The organism is Streptomyces sp. NPDC001231 (assembly GCF_042896885.1).
Classification (GTDB): Bacteria; Actinomycetota; Actinomycetes; order Streptomycetales; family Streptomycetaceae; genus Streptomyces.
Map to the genome: position 1 here is coordinate 1 of NZ_JBIAXS010000061.1, position 14,048 is coordinate 14,048.

At 69.0% G+C, this 14,048-nt stretch carries 14 protein-coding genes and 1 pseudogene; 10 read left to right on the plus strand and 5 right to left on the minus strand.

Annotated elements, in window-relative coordinates; all coding sequences use genetic code 11:
* Positions 1-948 precede the first annotated feature (948 nt).
* On the minus strand, positions 949-3,036 hold the full coding sequence (ligA, locus tag ACFY3J_RS38300) for an NAD-dependent DNA ligase LigA (protein ID WP_390842845.1): 2,088 nt from the start codon (positions 3,034-3,036) through the stop codon (positions 949-951).
* Between the two features lie 230 nt (positions 3,037-3,266).
* On the opposite strand from ligA, the gene ACFY3J_RS38305 reads away from it, so the two are divergent.
* The 3 genes from ACFY3J_RS38305 to ACFY3J_RS38315 all read left to right on the plus strand — a co-directional run bounded on the left by ACFY3J_RS38305 (position 3,267) and on the right by ACFY3J_RS38315 (position 4,280).
* On the plus strand, positions 3,267-3,515 hold the full coding sequence (locus ACFY3J_RS38305) for an antitoxin MazE7 (RefSeq protein ID WP_384187806.1): 249 nt from the start codon (positions 3,267-3,269) through the stop codon (positions 3,513-3,515).
* Between the two features lie 3 nt (positions 3,516-3,518).
* Positions 3,519-3,902, plus strand: coding sequence for a toxin Doc (locus tag ACFY3J_RS38310; protein ID WP_100830185.1), 384 nt, complete (start codon positions 3,519-3,521; stop codon positions 3,900-3,902).
* Positions 3,903-4,097: 195 nt separating this feature from the next.
* Positions 4,098-4,280, plus strand: coding sequence for a hypothetical protein (locus tag ACFY3J_RS38315; RefSeq protein WP_390842847.1), 183 nt, complete (start codon positions 4,098-4,100; stop codon positions 4,278-4,280).
* A gap of 264 nt (positions 4,281-4,544) precedes the next feature.
* Here ACFY3J_RS38315 and ACFY3J_RS38320 read toward each other — a convergent pair whose 3' ends face one another.
* The 3 genes from ACFY3J_RS38320 to ACFY3J_RS38330 form a co-directional block, all read right to left on the minus strand.
* Positions 4,545-4,841, minus strand: a complete 297-nt coding sequence (locus ACFY3J_RS38320; protein ID WP_390842848.1) for a hypothetical protein — start codon at positions 4,839-4,841, stop codon at positions 4,545-4,547.
* An 11-nt stretch (positions 4,842-4,852) separates the two neighbouring features.
* The gene (locus tag ACFY3J_RS38325; protein WP_384187817.1) at positions 4,853-5,851 is read right to left on the minus strand and encodes an RNA polymerase subunit sigma-70; all 999 of its coding nucleotides are present in this window, start codon (positions 5,849-5,851) and stop codon (positions 4,853-4,855) included.
* Positions 5,852-5,948: 97 nt separating this feature from the next.
* On the minus strand, positions 5,949-6,710 hold the full coding sequence (locus tag ACFY3J_RS38330; RefSeq protein ID WP_390842853.1) for a transposase family protein: 762 nt from the start codon (positions 6,708-6,710) through the stop codon (positions 5,949-5,951).
* Between ACFY3J_RS38330 and ACFY3J_RS38335 the strand changes: the two genes are divergently transcribed.
* Positions 6,651-6,815, plus strand: coding sequence for a hypothetical protein (locus ACFY3J_RS38335; protein WP_390842850.1), 165 nt, complete (start codon positions 6,651-6,653; stop codon positions 6,813-6,815). The genes ACFY3J_RS38330 and ACFY3J_RS38335 overlap by 60 nt on opposite strands.
* Positions 6,816-6,873: 58 nt before the next feature.
* Positions 6,874-7,881 (plus strand): NAD(P)/FAD-dependent oxidoreductase, encoded by a 1,008-nt coding sequence (locus ACFY3J_RS38340; RefSeq protein WP_384187820.1) that lies wholly within the window; start codon positions 6,874-6,876, stop codon positions 7,879-7,881.
* A gap of 261 nt (positions 7,882-8,142) precedes the next feature.
* Here ACFY3J_RS38340 and ACFY3J_RS38345 read toward each other — a convergent pair whose 3' ends face one another.
* On the minus strand, positions 8,143-8,697 hold the full coding sequence (locus ACFY3J_RS38345; RefSeq protein ID WP_390842851.1) for a helix-turn-helix transcriptional regulator: 555 nt from the start codon (positions 8,695-8,697) through the stop codon (positions 8,143-8,145).
* Positions 8,698-9,707: 1,010 nt separating this feature from the next.
* Here ACFY3J_RS38345 and ACFY3J_RS38350 point away from each other — a divergent pair.
* The 5 genes and pseudogenes from ACFY3J_RS38350 to ACFY3J_RS38370 all read left to right on the plus strand — a co-directional run bounded on the left by ACFY3J_RS38350 (position 9,708) and on the right by ACFY3J_RS38370 (position 13,845).
* Complete coding sequence (locus ACFY3J_RS38350) at positions 9,708-10,247, plus strand: hypothetical protein (RefSeq protein ID WP_384187824.1); 540 nt, start codon at positions 9,708-9,710, stop codon at positions 10,245-10,247.
* A 1-nt stretch (position 10,248) separates the two neighbouring features.
* The gene (locus ACFY3J_RS38355; RefSeq protein WP_281157608.1) at positions 10,249-10,791 is read left to right on the plus strand and encodes a hypothetical protein; all 543 of its coding nucleotides are present in this window, start codon (positions 10,249-10,251) and stop codon (positions 10,789-10,791) included.
* Positions 10,792-11,182: 391 nt separating this feature from the next.
* Positions 11,183-11,409: pseudogene (locus tag ACFY3J_RS38360) on the plus strand (VOC family protein); the annotation flags it as partial.
* Between the two features lie 42 nt (positions 11,410-11,451).
* Entirely contained in the window at positions 11,452-13,347 is a 1,896-nt protein-coding gene (locus ACFY3J_RS38365; protein ID WP_390842852.1) for a hypothetical protein, read from the plus strand.
* 66 nt (positions 13,348-13,413) lie between these two features.
* On the plus strand, positions 13,414-13,845 hold the full coding sequence (locus tag ACFY3J_RS38370; RefSeq protein WP_384187829.1) for a hypothetical protein: 432 nt from the start codon (positions 13,414-13,416) through the stop codon (positions 13,843-13,845).
* Positions 13,846-14,048 lie beyond the last annotated feature (203 nt).

Sequence of the window (14,048 nt, forward strand, 5' to 3'; positions counted from 1 at the left end):
TGGCCCACCAGCGCGAAGCACACCATCAAGATCGTGGTCGTCGGCACCGCCGGCCGCCCCGCCGTCACCACGGACGGCATCGTCCACCTCAAGTAAGACCCGCAGCACCCCGCTCCGGTGGCAGCCCCCGGACCCCGCACAAACAGGACCTCCACTCCGGCTGCCACCGGACCCACCTGCCAACGTGAGACACAGCCACCGCCGACGCCGCGCCGTCGCAGACCTCGCCCGCCAGAAAGCGGCCAGCCGGTCGGGCTACATCCGCGCTAACCTCACACTTTCATGACGGGCTGCCGCCGAAGTCGGCAGCCCGTTTCGTGTTTTGTGGCCATCGATCTGGCCCGCGTTGCGCTGCGGGTCGCGATGGAAGCAGCGTGGCGCAACGACGGCGGTCAGAAGACGCCGCAGAGGCCGCGCCCCGTTCGTACCGTGTGCCGGGACGGACGCGAGCCGATGCGGCGGCCGGCCCTGTGCCGGAGGGCGACAGGCACCCTGGCCGCGTCCACGTCGACCAGGATGGCACCGTCCACCCCGCGCTGGTCCTCGGGCCTCCCCACGGCCGATGGGACGGTGTCGCTGAGGCCCGAAGCGACCTGACCTGCGCTGAAGCCCTATGCCGCGCGTGAAGAACAGGGCACTTCCCTTCCCCTCATGAAGCAGGAGCCCCGGTGAACCTGCGTGGGTGGCCGACCCCGATGCCGAGCTGCGCACCCCCGAAGTCCAGGCGCTGCTCGCCGCAACAGACGCGCGACGTGCGGAGGGCGGTCGCCTCTCGGCGGAAGGCTCCATGGGGCTTCAGCCGGACGATCGTCCCCATCGGCGGTAGGTGAGGCCCGGGGACACTGTCCCCTCCGCGAGCCACGTGTAGGTGAACGGTCAGCTGTCTCGGGTTGTTCCCGCGCAGCCCCGAATGCCGGCACGAGCTGAGGAACGTCCCTTGTTGAAGGCCTAGTTGAGGTAGTCGGCGACCAGGGCGGCGAATTCGTCCGGGGTGGCCAGGCGGATAGCAAGATCCTCGGCCTTGGCTCGCTTGGACCCCGCGCCCTCTCCGGCGACGACCAGGGTGGTCTTCTTGGAGACGCTGGAGGAGGAGCGGCCGCCTGCTTGTTCTATGAGCTCGTTCATCTGGTTGCGGCTGAGCTTCTCCAGGGGGCCGGCCATCGCGCCGGTGACGACCACGGTCATCCCCGCCAGCGGTCCGCCCGCACGCTCGGTGTTTTCGTCGTGGTCGCCGGTGTCGCCGTCGTGTGGGGTGGGTGGGGTGGCGCCGGGTTCGGTCATGTTCATCCCGGTGGCGGCGAGTTTGTCGATAAGCGGGGCAAGTTCGGCGAGTTCGGCGACGATCGAGGGGGCCTTCTCGGTGCCGATGCCCTCGACCTGCTGCATCACTTCCGCGTCCGCGGCGCGGATGTTGGCCATGGTGGCGAAGTGCCGGGCAATACGGCGGGACATGGAACGGCCGGTGCCGCGGACCCCGAGCGCGCACAGCACCCGCGACAGCGGCTGGCCCTTGGCTGCGGCGATGGCGGCGAGCAGGTTGTCGGTGCTGGTTGCCCCCATCCGTTCCAGGCCCAGGAGCTGCTCGCGGGTGAGGGCGAACAGGCCGGCGAGATCGGCGACGAGGCCGGCATCGACGAGTTGGACGACGCGGGTGTGGCCGAGGCCTTCGATGTCGAGCTGGTCGCGGCCGGCCGCGTAGGACAGGGCGGCCACCAGGTGGCAGTTGCGTCCGTTCTCGCAGCGCCAGCGCTGCTCGCGGGTGTCGATGCCGGCCCCGCAGCGCGGGCACGTCTCGGGGAAGGCGATGGGCTGTTCGTCGCCGGTGCGCAGGTGGGCGACGGGGGCTTCGATGCGGGGGATGACGTCGCCGGCCCGGTGGACCATGACGTGGTCGCCCAGACGCAGGTCGCGGCGGGTAATGTCGGCCGGGTTGTGGAGGGTGGCGTAGGTGATGGTGGCGCCGTCGATGTCGACCGGTTCCAAGACGGCGCGCGGGGCGATGATGCCGGTGCGGCCGACGTTCCACTCCACCTCGAGCAGCCGGGTGATCTTCTCGACGGCCGGCAGCTTGTAGGCGATCGCCCAACGCGGAGCGCGCGAACCCGATCCTGCCGCCTGCTGGTCGGCGGCCAGGTCGGCCTTGATGACGATCCCGTCGATCCCGAACGGCAGCTCGGCCCGCAGGGCGGCGATCTCCTGCACCCGGGTCAGCACCTGCTCGACGGTGTCGGCGGTGATACCGGGCACCCCGGTGGTGGCGGTGGTGTTGATCCCGAACGTGGCGGCCTGCGCCATCAGCTCGCTGTGCGCGAGTTCGCCCAGCCGTGCGGCGAGTACCGTCTCGGTATTGGGCAGGGGCAGCAGGCCGTAGCCGAAGAACGTCATCGACACGGTGTAGGCACGCTCCTTGGCGCGCAGAGTGCCCGCCGCGGCGCCGCGCGGGTTGGCGAACGACTGCCCGCCGTGCGCGGTGCGCACTTCGTTGGCGTGCTCGAACTGAGCTGTCGTCATCAGGACTTCGCCGCGGACCTCCACGGTGACCGGCTCGGCGAGTTCGTCCGGCAGGCCCTCGATCGCGCCAATCGCGTGCGAGACATCCTCCCCGGCTATCCCGTCCCCTCGTGTGATCAGCTGTCGCAGGCGACCGCCGGCGTATCGGGCGGCGACCGCGAGCCCATCCAGCTTCGGCTCGACGCTGAACCGCTCGACCTCGTGGCCGATACGCCGGGCCAGGGAGGCGGTCCAGGCGGTGAACTCCTCCGGCGAGAACACGTTGTCCAGACTCAGCATCGCCACCGTGTGCGGGACATCGCCCTCCACGGCGCCGCCGGCGACCTTCCCCGTCGGAGAGTCGGGCAGCACCTGATCGGGATGTTCGGCCTCCCACGCGGCGATGCCTCGCACCAGCCGGTCGTAGGCGTCATCGTCCAATGCCGACGTCCCACCCGCGTAGTAGGCGGCCGACGCCTTCACCGCGTCCTCGACCGCCTGCGCGTAAGCGGCGGCATCCATGATCACAGCGGCAGGTGTTGTCATGCCCGTCATCCTCCCTGCCACCACTGACATCGCCCGACGCCGCGGGACGGAAGAACGACCGCGAAGAAGACGGGGCGGAGGCCGCGCAGCGCCCAGCCGCACCTGTCAGCGCGAGCAAGCACGCGCAGCACCCTGGACGTAATCTTTCGGTGCCGCCCGTGAGCGGCGCTGCGGCGCATGCTCTCACAAGCGGGTAGCGCGACGCGTATACCGTGCGGGATACTGTGGGTATGGCTGAAACCACTGTCAAGGTCGACACAAGCACCAGGGACACCCTGCAGGGCCTCGCCGCTGCCGAAGGTCTGTCTGTGAAGGCCTACCTCGCCAAGGTGGCTGGGGAGAAGGAACAAGAGCGAGCCCTGCAGACGGCGACCGCCGCCTTCCGCCGCGCGATCAGCGAGCCCGGCGTCATGGACGCCTTCGATGCCGAGTTCGGCGGGCTGCCGTCCGTCGCGCACGACACCCCGCGGGCGGCCTGACCTGTGCCTCCCGTCGTGTACGTCGACTACCGGTGGTTCCTCGAGCGCCAGGAAGAGATCCTCCGGGACGACCTGACCGTCAACGACTTCTCTGTGCTCGTCGGAATGGCCCAGCGCCACCGCGTCGACCCGCCCCGGCATGATCAGCACCATCCCGACGCCTTCTGGCGGGCTGCGGTCATGCTGGAGGAGTGCGTGCTGCTGCGCCCGCTCCCGGCCCGCAATGAGGTGTATGGATACGGCGTCGCCATCGCCTACCTAGAGGCCTCCGGAGAACGCGTGGACACGAAGTTTGAGCTCTGGCGGGAACTGATCTACGACATCCGGGGGCTGCGGCTGGACTCGTACGGCATCGCCGAGAGGCTGCGTTCCTGGCGCCAGGCCTGACCTGACCAGCGCTGCGTATTCCACGGAGAATCGACGGTTGCTCGCTCGGCGAACCGGCCCACGTGCTACGCAGTCAGCGCAGCACACCGAAGTAGCCGAGCCCAACTCTGGCGACGTTGCCCGGCCACCCTGGGGGGACATGGTCAGGGCACTTCGCATTGAGCTCGATGAGGAGAGGAACAGTACGAGCAGCTTGTGCGCGAAGCGCGCGAGCGGCACGAGGATCCGACGGTGTACGCCGGATGTGTCGTGGCCCAAGAGCTCGACAAAACGCGGTTCCTCGAAGGCAGTGCTCTCTTCCTCAGCACGCTCGGTGTCTGCGAGGAGTTCGCCAGCCGGTTCGGCCCGCAGCCCGGCGCGGCCACGTTCGCGGCGTAGCGTCGGCAGCGATGCAGTGGATCTCTCGATAGTGCCGTCCTAGTCCGGCCCGGCAGACCCTAGGCAGTTCCGGTGGAGACGTTGCTGATCAATCACGGCTGCCGCCTTGTGGGGCTGCAGCGCGAGCGCCCTTATATCCCGCCCCGCGTACCGGCTCTTCGTACCGCCCGAGGAACCGTGGCGGCCGGCGTGCCCGGCTGGCCACCCCCTCACCGGTACCGGAGGCGGCTGGCTGGAGCGTGCCCGCTGTGCCGCCGGGGACACCTACGGGCCGAACACTCTCTCTATCGTCTCCGCGAAGGCCGTGGTCTGCGCTCTGCTGGCGGTGACGGTCCTGGCCTTGGGGGTGACGATGCGCACCCTCGCCGTGCGACGACCGGGGTTCCGCAGGGCGCGGACGCCGGTGCCGCGGAGCCAGAACCCGGCGCCGCGTCCGAGAACCGGCCCGGGCTCGCCGTCGCGCAGCTCCAGCTGCACCCGCCCGCGGGTGACGACGCCGAACGCATCGCGCCATTCCGCCGCGACCACCGCGACACGCGCGCCACCGCGCAACGTGAGCATCCACACCGGGACTACTCCGTGCCGTCCGCCGGCAGGCGCTCCGGCAGCCCGAGCCGCGGGAACTGGTCGTCGTGGAACGTGACGATCTCGGTGATCGCCCCGCCGGTGACGCGCAAGACGTCGATCGTCAGCGGCAGGTACGCGCCCTCCCGCTTCCGCCAGAGGTAGAAGGCGACGGCGGGCTGCCGGTTCACGGAGGTGAGGACGGCGCGCAGGCCCTTCATGCCCTCGAAGCCGCTCTCGACCCAGTCGTTCACCACCGCGTCGCGGCCGACGTACAGGCCCGGCGTGGGCGGCATCGAGCAGCGGACGTCGTCCCGCAGCAGTGCGGCGAGCCCGTCGACGTCCGTGGCCACGCTGGCGTCGGTATAGCGGCGCACCAGCTCGCGCGTCCCGGCGTCCTGTTCGCCGCCGGTCCAATCCTGCCGCTCGGCGGGCAGGTGCTCCCGCATGCCGGCGCGGGCCCGCTGCAGCGCGCTGTTCACGGAGTTGACGGAGTCCCCGAGGAGCTCCGCGACGTCCTTCGCCGGCCAGCCGAGCACGTCCCGCAGGATCAGCACGGCCCGCGGGCGCGGCGCGAGGTGCTGGACGGCGACCAGGTACGCCAGCTCGATCGTCTCCCGCGCGACGGCGACGGTCTCCGGCTCGTCCGCGTCGCCCGCGGGCAGCTCGTCGAGCAGCCGGTCCGGGTAGGGCTGCAGCCACAGCACCTCGCCGCCGGTCGCAGGCTCCGGGCGGCACTTGGCGAGCAGGTCCAGGCAGGCGTTGGTGGCGATCCGGTACAGCCAGGCCCGGAACGTCGACCGCCCCTCGAAGGTGTCCCGTCGCCGCCAGGCACGGAGGAACGTTTCCTGCACGGTGTCCTCGGCGTCCTCGAACGACCCGAGCATCCGGTAGCAGTGCACGTGCAGCTCCCGCCTGTGCTGCTCCGCCAGCCCCGAGAACGCCGGCTCGTCGACCTCGCCCAGCCCGCTCACGCCCGGCTCCTTCAGCCGCGTGTCCGCACTCATCACGTCATCCTTCCGCCTAGCCGTGTCCCGTCGTAGGTGTGACGGGTGCGGGCGCGAAAACTCATCACCAGGGTCGGTCGGCATGGCTGAGCGTTTCTCATCCTTGGTAGGTCGGGTTTTCGACGTGGTGGAGAACGAGGATGGCCTGCACCATTGCGGTCGTCCGGGAGGAGCTGAAGCGCAGCTTGGTCAGGATTTTCCAGGTCTTGAGGGTGGCGACGGCGCGTTCACCGCGGCAGCAGATCCGGGCGTGGGCCATGTTCACGGCCTTCTGCCGGCGCGACAGCTTCGGCCGGTAGCGGTGCCGCTTGAACGGGATACGCACGGAACCGCCGGCGCCTTGATACGCCGTGTCCGCGAAGGTCATCACGTCAGCGTTGGTCAACGCGGCGACGATGCCGTGGGTTCGCGCAGCAGTCAGGTCGTGTGCCGAGCCGGGAAGTGCCGCCGACGCCCAGACGAGGCGTCCGGCCGCATCCGCGATTACCTGGATGTTCATCCCGTGCCGTCGGTGTTTTCCGGAGTAGTAAGGCTTCTGATCGTGCACGCGGTCGATCGGGATCAGCGTGCCGCCGAGGATGACGTAGGCCAGCAGCCGGATCCTGATCATCGCCTGGTGCAGGTCGTTGGCGGTCGCGGCGAGCAAGGTGATCGCCTCGCGGGTATAGCGCCAGGCGGTGGCAACCCCGACCTGGAATCCAGCGGCCATGGGGGTGAGGATGTCGCCGTTGCGCAGGTGGGCCAGGGCGAGCAGGGCCTGCCGGCCGGGGGCGAGTCGGCGCCAGCGGGATCGTCGCTGGTGGCGGTGTGGGCGGGCTCGCAGGGCGAGCGTCAGGGCTACCTCCCGCGCATCCTCCAGCTCGTGGCCAGCCCGGAGGCAGAGCAGGTACGGAGTGCCAAGCCGGGCGAGGCGCTCGGCTCCGGCGGGCTCCTGCAGATGGGCGGCCTAGTGTCCCGCGTCTAAATCTCGTTTCCGGGCGGACGCTGCGGACGTTAAGGTCGTGAACGTGTTGAGCCCACCGGTGAGTAGGGACTTGGTCGTCGTCGGCGCCGGCATTGTCGGCGCATCGGTGGCCTATCACGCCGCCCGGGCGGGCGCCACCGTGACGTTGGTCGACGCCGGGCGGCCAGGCGCCGGCGTGACGGCGGACTCGTTCGCCTGGGTCGGATCGTCCGGCGTGCTCAAAGGTCCGGCCGCCGGGCTGCGGGCCACCGCAACGGCGGAGTACCACCGACTCGGGACCGAGTTGCCGGGACTCCCGGTGACCTGGTCCGGCTCGCTGAGCTGGGACAGGCAGGACAGTGCGCCGGACGCCGGGCCCGGGCAGACGATCGTGGACGCGGCCACCGTGGCGACGCTCGAGCCCGCGCTTCGACAGCCTCCGGAGTGGGCTGTCTGGGCGCCGGGTGACGGCGCTGTTGACTCGGTGGGCGTGGCCGAGCGGCTGGTCGCGGGCGCTCGCACCCATGGAGCTCGGGTACATCTAGACACGCTGGTTACCGCGGTCCGCCGGGACACGGCGGGCCGGATCGCCGGGGTCGAGACGACATCAGGACCCCTCTCCGGTGCGACGGTGGTGCTGGCGGCCGGAGTTGCCGCGGCCGCGCTGGGCGCGCCGCTCGGCGTGCGCGTCCCGGTCGAACCGTCGCCGTGCCCGCTGTTCCGGCTCCGCGCCCCGGCCGGTCTGGTCCGCACCGTGGTCAACACCGAGGACTTCGATCTTCGGCAGGTCGCCGCGGACCGGCTGATCGCCGCCGCGGACTCGCCCGAACGGACCCTTGCCGCTGTCCGGTCCACTTTCCATGGCGCCGGGAGCGTCGAGCTGCTCAGCACCCGACTCGGAGTGCGCCCGATGCCGGCCGACGGTGAGCCGATCGTCGGCCCGGTCACCGAGGTCCCCGGCCTCTACTTGGCAGTGATGCACTCGGCGGTCACGCTCGCCGCGGCCGTGGGCCGCCTGGTCGCGCGGGAGTTGGTCGACGGAACCGTTGAGTCGGCTCTGTCAGGTTGCCGCCCGGATCGCTTCTAACGATCCCGATGTGGTGGGCGACTCTCAAAAACGGTCCTTTGTGCGAGCAAGATCAAGAAGTGGCCGCCGGGCCACGTCCGACCCTCGATTGCCTGAGCAGGTACCGCCTTTCCGACGCTGGCCACGCGCTCCGGCGGCGACGCGAAAGAAGGCGTGACGTGCTGAACCCGTGCAGGGCGGTGCGCCTCATCCCGATGCAGGGAGGGCGCCGGCGTTTCCCGACGCCGGCCGTTCGGACGGCATGCACGGGCGAGATCACCTTCAGTCGTAGAGCGTCGCCATGGCCCGTGCCGATGCGGCGATGCGCTCCCGAAGCTCCGACGGTGCGAGCACCTCCACCTCCGGGCCCAACCGCAGCAGCTCTGCCTCCGCGTGGGCGAGGCTCTCGATGGGGATGACAGCCCGGCGCCAGCCGCTGGGCTCCAGTTTTCCCTGGTTCACGCCATCGAGCACCGCTTGCGCCGCGACGTCCTGGAGGCGGGTGATGCCGACCGGTGAGATGCGCATCTCCGCTTCGCCCTGCCACAGTCGTTCCTGCAGCCGCGCCGTATGGGCCTGCCAGTGACGAGCCAGGTCGAAACGGACCGGTGGGTCGAACACCTCTTCCAGTGGCTCCAGGTCAAGGATCTGCCCGATCCGGTAGGTGCGCAGGTCATCGTCGGCACGGGCGACGGTGTACCAGCATCCGGCCTTGAGCACGATCCCGTAGGGCTCCAGACGCCGCTCAACCACCTGCGGGGTACGCCACCGGCGGTAGCGCACACGGATGGCCCGCCGCTCCCACACCGCGGCCGCCACCGCCGGAAGATGCGGCACCTCGTCCGCCTGCCGGTACCAGCCCGGGGCGTCGAGGTGGAAGCACCCGGAACTTGTTGGCGCCCGCCTGCGCCCTTTCAGAGATCAACGGGAGGTTGCGTTCCCGGGTGCTGGAGCCGAGGGTCGGTAGCTCCTCAGCCCTGGAGGGCTTGCGGTGCCCCGACGGGTGGCCGGCCACCGTGGGCGACCAGTGGGTCGGTTGGGGCCATCAAGAACGAAACGTAGCTGAGACCGGGAATGGGTTGCCGTGACACACGTGCACCTGCTCGTTCAGCAAAAGCATCGCTGTGGCTGGCTTTCGGTGGTGCGGGTAGAGCATGGGCGGTAAGGGGCTGACCAGGTCGTCGTACACAACGAGCGCACCACGGACCGCAACTTTGCAGAGCGACCGACTAGCGAGCCACAACCCCGGTGCTGCTCGACGCGCATGGTGCACGCCACGACGATACGGATTCGCGTCGAGGAGTGCCGGGGACAGCGGGGTCCAGGGGTCGGCGAAGGCCCCTGGTTCCACCGGCTGCTACCACCGGCGGGTTGATATGAGGCGCATGAGACTCAGCATCAGCATGATGGGGGCCAGCCGAGACGCACCCGCGCTTATAGAGAATAGAGGCGGTCACATCCTCGCAGGTCAGAGGGCTTGATAGACCTTCAGAACATGACTCCCAAGTCATTTTTCAGCTGCGGAAGTTGCTCGTAGGGTCAAGTTGCGCCGTGTTCGTTGCGACCTATCTGCGCAATCCCGCGACAGCGGATCATGGCTACCTCGAACATGACTCCGAAGTCATGTTCGACACGCCCAACGCGCAGATAGGTCGCGTCATTGCTATCTATATGCGCAATCACTAGTGTGCTCCGCGTCTAGGTTTCGATCTTGAGGAGCACGTAGAGTCATGTCTGCACAGCCTCAGGGGGACCCTCGTCGGGTCCCCGGCTCGTCCGCGCCTCGTGCGCCGAGTGCCAACAGCCCGTATGCCGGCGCACTAGGTCCGAGGAAGAACCTCGTCGAGTTGCCCGTCGGCCACACAGCAGAGGTCAGACCCCCCGTCACGGCCGGCGACTTCATCGGTAAGTACTTTGCCCAGGACAGCCTGGAGTTTCTGCGCTGGGCTGCCAGGTACTTCCGGGACGACAACGTCACCCTGTGCGTACTGCTCTACATGATGGGAAGTCAGGAAGTAGGAGGGGCAGTCGAGCTCAAGCAGACGGAGATCGCTGCCGAACTCGAGATGGATCCTGCTCAGGTGTCCCGGGCCCAGACCAAGCTGAAGCGGCTGGGCCTGGCCTACTCGCCGAAGAAGGGGTCCATCCAGCTCCAGCCCGCGGTGACCCTTCGCGGGGGCTACCGGCTGATCCAGAAGCCCGTTCGGGGATCGGTCGCCAAGAGGGTCAAAGTTCAGGTGGAGCAACTGAGCCTTCTGAACGATCTCGTGCTTGAGCCAGGCGTTCCAGAGGAATTCAGAGACATGGCCCTTCCGGGTGCGAAACTGCCCGAACCGTTGTCAAAGACGCGCAAGCGTAAGAGCACGAAGAAGAAGCCGGAGGCGTGAGATGAGGACTGCAGCGTCTGCGAACCCGGAGCCGCCGGAGCTGACGTACGGCACCTTTAACGGCTTCGCGTACATGCCCGCGATGCCGGGGATCGCCTACCGGGTGCTCTTCCGGCTTCTTGGGACCCAGGAAGCCGGAGGGCGCTGCCTGGTCACGGAAGAGGAGCTGGCCGAAGCCCTGGACGTACACCGCTCCATGGTGGGGCGTGGTCTGCAGGCCCTGATCCTTGCCAAGCTCGTGTTCCGCCAGGCCAAGGGCGTCTACCTCCTCAACCCGATGATCAGCGGTGCGCGCAGCGTCACCGAGCACCTGGAGGCCATCGGGACGCTCGACCCTACGGACCGTCTCGACGTTGACGAGTACCAGGAACGTTATGACGCCGCCGTCGTCCAGGCCGAGCGGGAGAAAAAGGAGAAGCGCCTGGGCCGCAGGAGCACGCCAGGTCACTCCAAGCCGGCCAAGCCCGCCAACGAGGGGACCGCTGAGGTACTGAACCTCTCGGCAGTCCGTGACCGGTCGAGGCGGAGGCCGTCCCGTCCGTAACACGGCCGGCAAAACCATTGAGGCCCCCGCCGGAGCGGGGGCCTCAATGGGTCTAGGTTTCGGAACACATTCTACCGCGTGGTTCGTGTCGGCACCACAGAGGATCTTGACGCCGGCGTCAAGCCGGTGCCTCCAAGGCGGACGACCATCGCCGTAGCTCCCGGCGCAGAGCGAGCTTGCCCGTACACGAACCACCTCGTCGACCAGCCCCTGGCCATGTGCAGGGTCGGCTCCGTGCCACCCGCGGCTCAGCGGAGGGCGAGGCGGAGCCAGTATTTATCACGCCGTGATAACCCGGCCTAATGGTGCTGGCTCGGGCTGTGACTATCACGGCGTGATAATCCGGGCGGAACATCCGCCGGGTGCCCCGCCTCAGACAACTGTGGCAGCGCAAGGCCTGAACCGTGAGCGCGGACTCCTCATCGGCTTTCAATGGGTCGACGACTACCGGGCTGCGAGCCGCCCCGACCACACCGTTCCCCAGCAGCTTCACATCTGCTTCAAGGTCGTGGGCCTGGACGAGGCCGAGGCCCGGCTGCTGGAGATGCGCGCCGCGGCAAGCCGGATCACCAGCCGCATGAGGACAGGTGGCGGGTTTTCTCTCGATGTCAGCGGTGATCGATACGGTCGGCGCACCTGAGCGGATGAGGAGCGCGGACCATGAAACCTCCGGCCGAACTGGACGACGTCCAGTGGCACGCCCTGACCCACGCCTACGGCTCCGCGGAGGACGTGCCCGAGCTGATCAGGGCCCTCTATCAGGGCGACAAGGAGACGGCCGACGAGGCGATCTACGAGCTCTACGGCAACATCCACCACCAAGGCACGGTCTATCCGGCCTCGGCACCCGCCGTCCCCTTCCTCGCCCACGCCGTCCTACACGCCCCGGGCAAGCGCGAGGAGCTGCTGATGCTGCTCGCCGTCCTCGCCGACCACGACCCGACGGACATCGAATCACCGCACTGGCCCGTCAGTTCGGTCGCCGCGATCTGCGCCGAGCTCTGCCGGGTGCTCCCGGGCCTGCTGCCCTGCCTGAAGGACGCTGAACGGGGGGTGCGCCGGGCAGCGCTCCGGGTGGTCGCAGCTGTGGCCGAACTGCTCCCGGCTGAGCTGCAGTCCTTCGCTGTGGCGCAGCTCGATGGGCTGTACGCCACCGATCCCGTCCCGGCGGTGCGGGCGGACGCGGTGGTCGCCCTCGCCCGGTTCGAGCGTAGGATGGCGGCACTCGACAGCCGACTGCCCGAGGTCAGACTGGCGGCGGCCCTGCTCGCCGCCGAGCGGTCCGGGCCGCCGTACCCGGCTGAGCTGGTGGAGGTCATCGCCGAGGACGGTGCTGAACCGGACCCGGGAGACGACGACTTCCCCTGGTCGGGCACCACCACTCAGGAAGGGCAGCTCACCCGCCTGCTCACTCGGGATCCGAATGCCGGCCTCGCCGTGGCCGCCCGCTGGATCGCGGCCGGGGACATCGGCTCGCGTGGGTCCTGGCTGGCCCAGGAGATCGCCGAGACCTGGCGCGACCGGGAGCCCGAGGTCCTGGACCTGCTGCTGGCCGCCTTGTCCCACCAGAAGGACACCCGTGCCCTGGCCGGCCGCCTCCGCACCATCGGCCACTGGATCGAGCGCCTGCCCGAGCCGGGCGCCGACCTCCGGGACGCGCTGTACCAGTACGCAGGTGCCGACGACGAGACTGCCGAGCCGGCCCTCCTCGCCCTGGTGCGCTCCCGCGACCCCCGCGCACTGGAGCTGGTGCTGCGCCGCCCCAGTGCCCAGATGCTCGAAGCGGCTGCGCAGTACTTCCCCGAGGCGGCCGACCAGCTGATACCCGTGATCCGCCGTGAGCTGGCAGCGGGTGCCACCGGCAACACAGCCATCGCCCTTGTCGAGGCCCTGGCGCCGTTCGGTACCGCCGCCCGCCGAGCCCAGCCCGAACTGGTCGACAGCCTCAAGACCGGCCGCGCGGCCATCGTCGCCACCCGCCAAATCGGGCTCAACGGCATACGGACGCAGGAGATCACCGACCTGCTGCGCAACGCCGCGCAGAGCACCGATTCCTCACTCAGTGCCGTGGCAGCCGTGGCCCACTACCAGCTGACCGGTGACGCCGGTGTGACGCTTCGCGCCTTCGAGGGGCTGCTCTCGGCCCGGAGCCAGAGCCACTGGTACCTGAGCAGCCTGCAGCCGCTGGGCAGCGCTGCCGCTCCGCTGCTGCCGCTCATCGAGCCTCTGCTGGAGGTTGGGTACGAGTGGACTCGGATGGCGGCCGCCGAGGCCCACCACTGGATCACCGGATCCCCGAACCGCGCCGTCCCCGTCCTCGTCGAGCTGGTCGGCCCCACCCCGGTCGGCCTCCGCGCTCTCCGGGCCCTCGCCGCCACCGGCCAGGTCCCAGAGGAGCTCCGCCCCACCCTCCGCGCCTTCTTCTTCTCCTCGCTCCGCCTGCTCAGTGACTCGCCCCACTCCGGGCAGGGCCATCCGGACGAAGAACTCCGCACCCTGGCTCGAACGTTGCTCGCTGTCGGCCAGTGCTCTGACCGGGAAGGTTCACCGGGTTGAAGCTCAGCCGAGCCACTACGGTGAATCGTGGGCGGTCGTAGTGATGTTCGGGTTGGGGAGGTGGGCTTGGTGCAGATCGAGGTTCCCGCGCCTGAGCCGGATTGGGAGGCGGCGCCGTCGTACCAGGGTGGGAAGCGCAATCCCGCGTTCCAACAGAGCGTGTGGGAGTTCGCTGCTGGCTCTTTCCGGCTGGTGGCGGGGCTGAGACCGCCGCTGGAAGCGCTCGCGGCGCGATTGCGGCTGACCGTCGAACGCGGGTGGGAGGATCTCGGGTATGTGGACGTTGCCATGTTCCGTATCGAGCGGGTGGACTTTGCGCCGAGTCGGCTTGAAGGAGCGGTCGTCCCGGACACGTTCGTCTGGGTGAGTCGCTCACAGGACGACGTGGACGCGGCGCTGGACACCCTGCTTGGTGCGCTTGGCATCGGCCGCGAGGCACTTGCGTTCTGCGGCGACCCGGAGACGGGTTTCGAATACTTCGTCGGCTCGGCGGGGTAAATGCCGAAGTGGTCTCCCCCAAGGTGAAGGTCAACCGAGGGTTGCGTCCTGGGAAGTGGTGTACGGGCTCCCACCTGATCCGGGCGTTTGGCCCGGCGTCGGAGTGAGTGTCCGGATATGAGAACGGCCACCGGCTGATCTTTCAAGACGACCAAGTCTTTGAAGGAGATCAGCACGATGACCGCACCCGACAGTCTGCCCCT

Excerpts from the sequence above, each read along its gene's own strand:
- ligA (WP_390842845.1), bottom strand. The coding sequence starts at position 3,036 with ATGACAACACCTGCCGCTGTGATCATGGATGCCGCCGCTTACGCGCAG.
- ACFY3J_RS38305 (WP_384187806.1), top strand. The coding sequence starts at position 3,267 with ATGGCTGAAACCACTGTCAAGGTCGACACAAGCACCAGGGACACCCTG.
- ACFY3J_RS38320 (WP_390842848.1), bottom strand. The coding sequence starts at position 4,841 with ATGCTCACGTTGCGCGGTGGCGCGCGTGTCGCGGTGGTCGCGGCGGAA.
- ACFY3J_RS38325 (WP_384187817.1), bottom strand. The coding sequence starts at position 5,851 with ATGAGTGCGGACACGCGGCTGAAGGAGCCGGGCGTGAGCGGGCTGGGC.
- ACFY3J_RS38355 (WP_281157608.1), top strand. The coding sequence starts at position 10,249 with ATGAGGACTGCAGCGTCTGCGAACCCGGAGCCGCCGGAGCTGACGTAC.
- ACFY3J_RS38365 (WP_390842852.1), top strand. The coding sequence starts at position 11,452 with ATGAAACCTCCGGCCGAACTGGACGACGTCCAGTGGCACGCCCTGACC.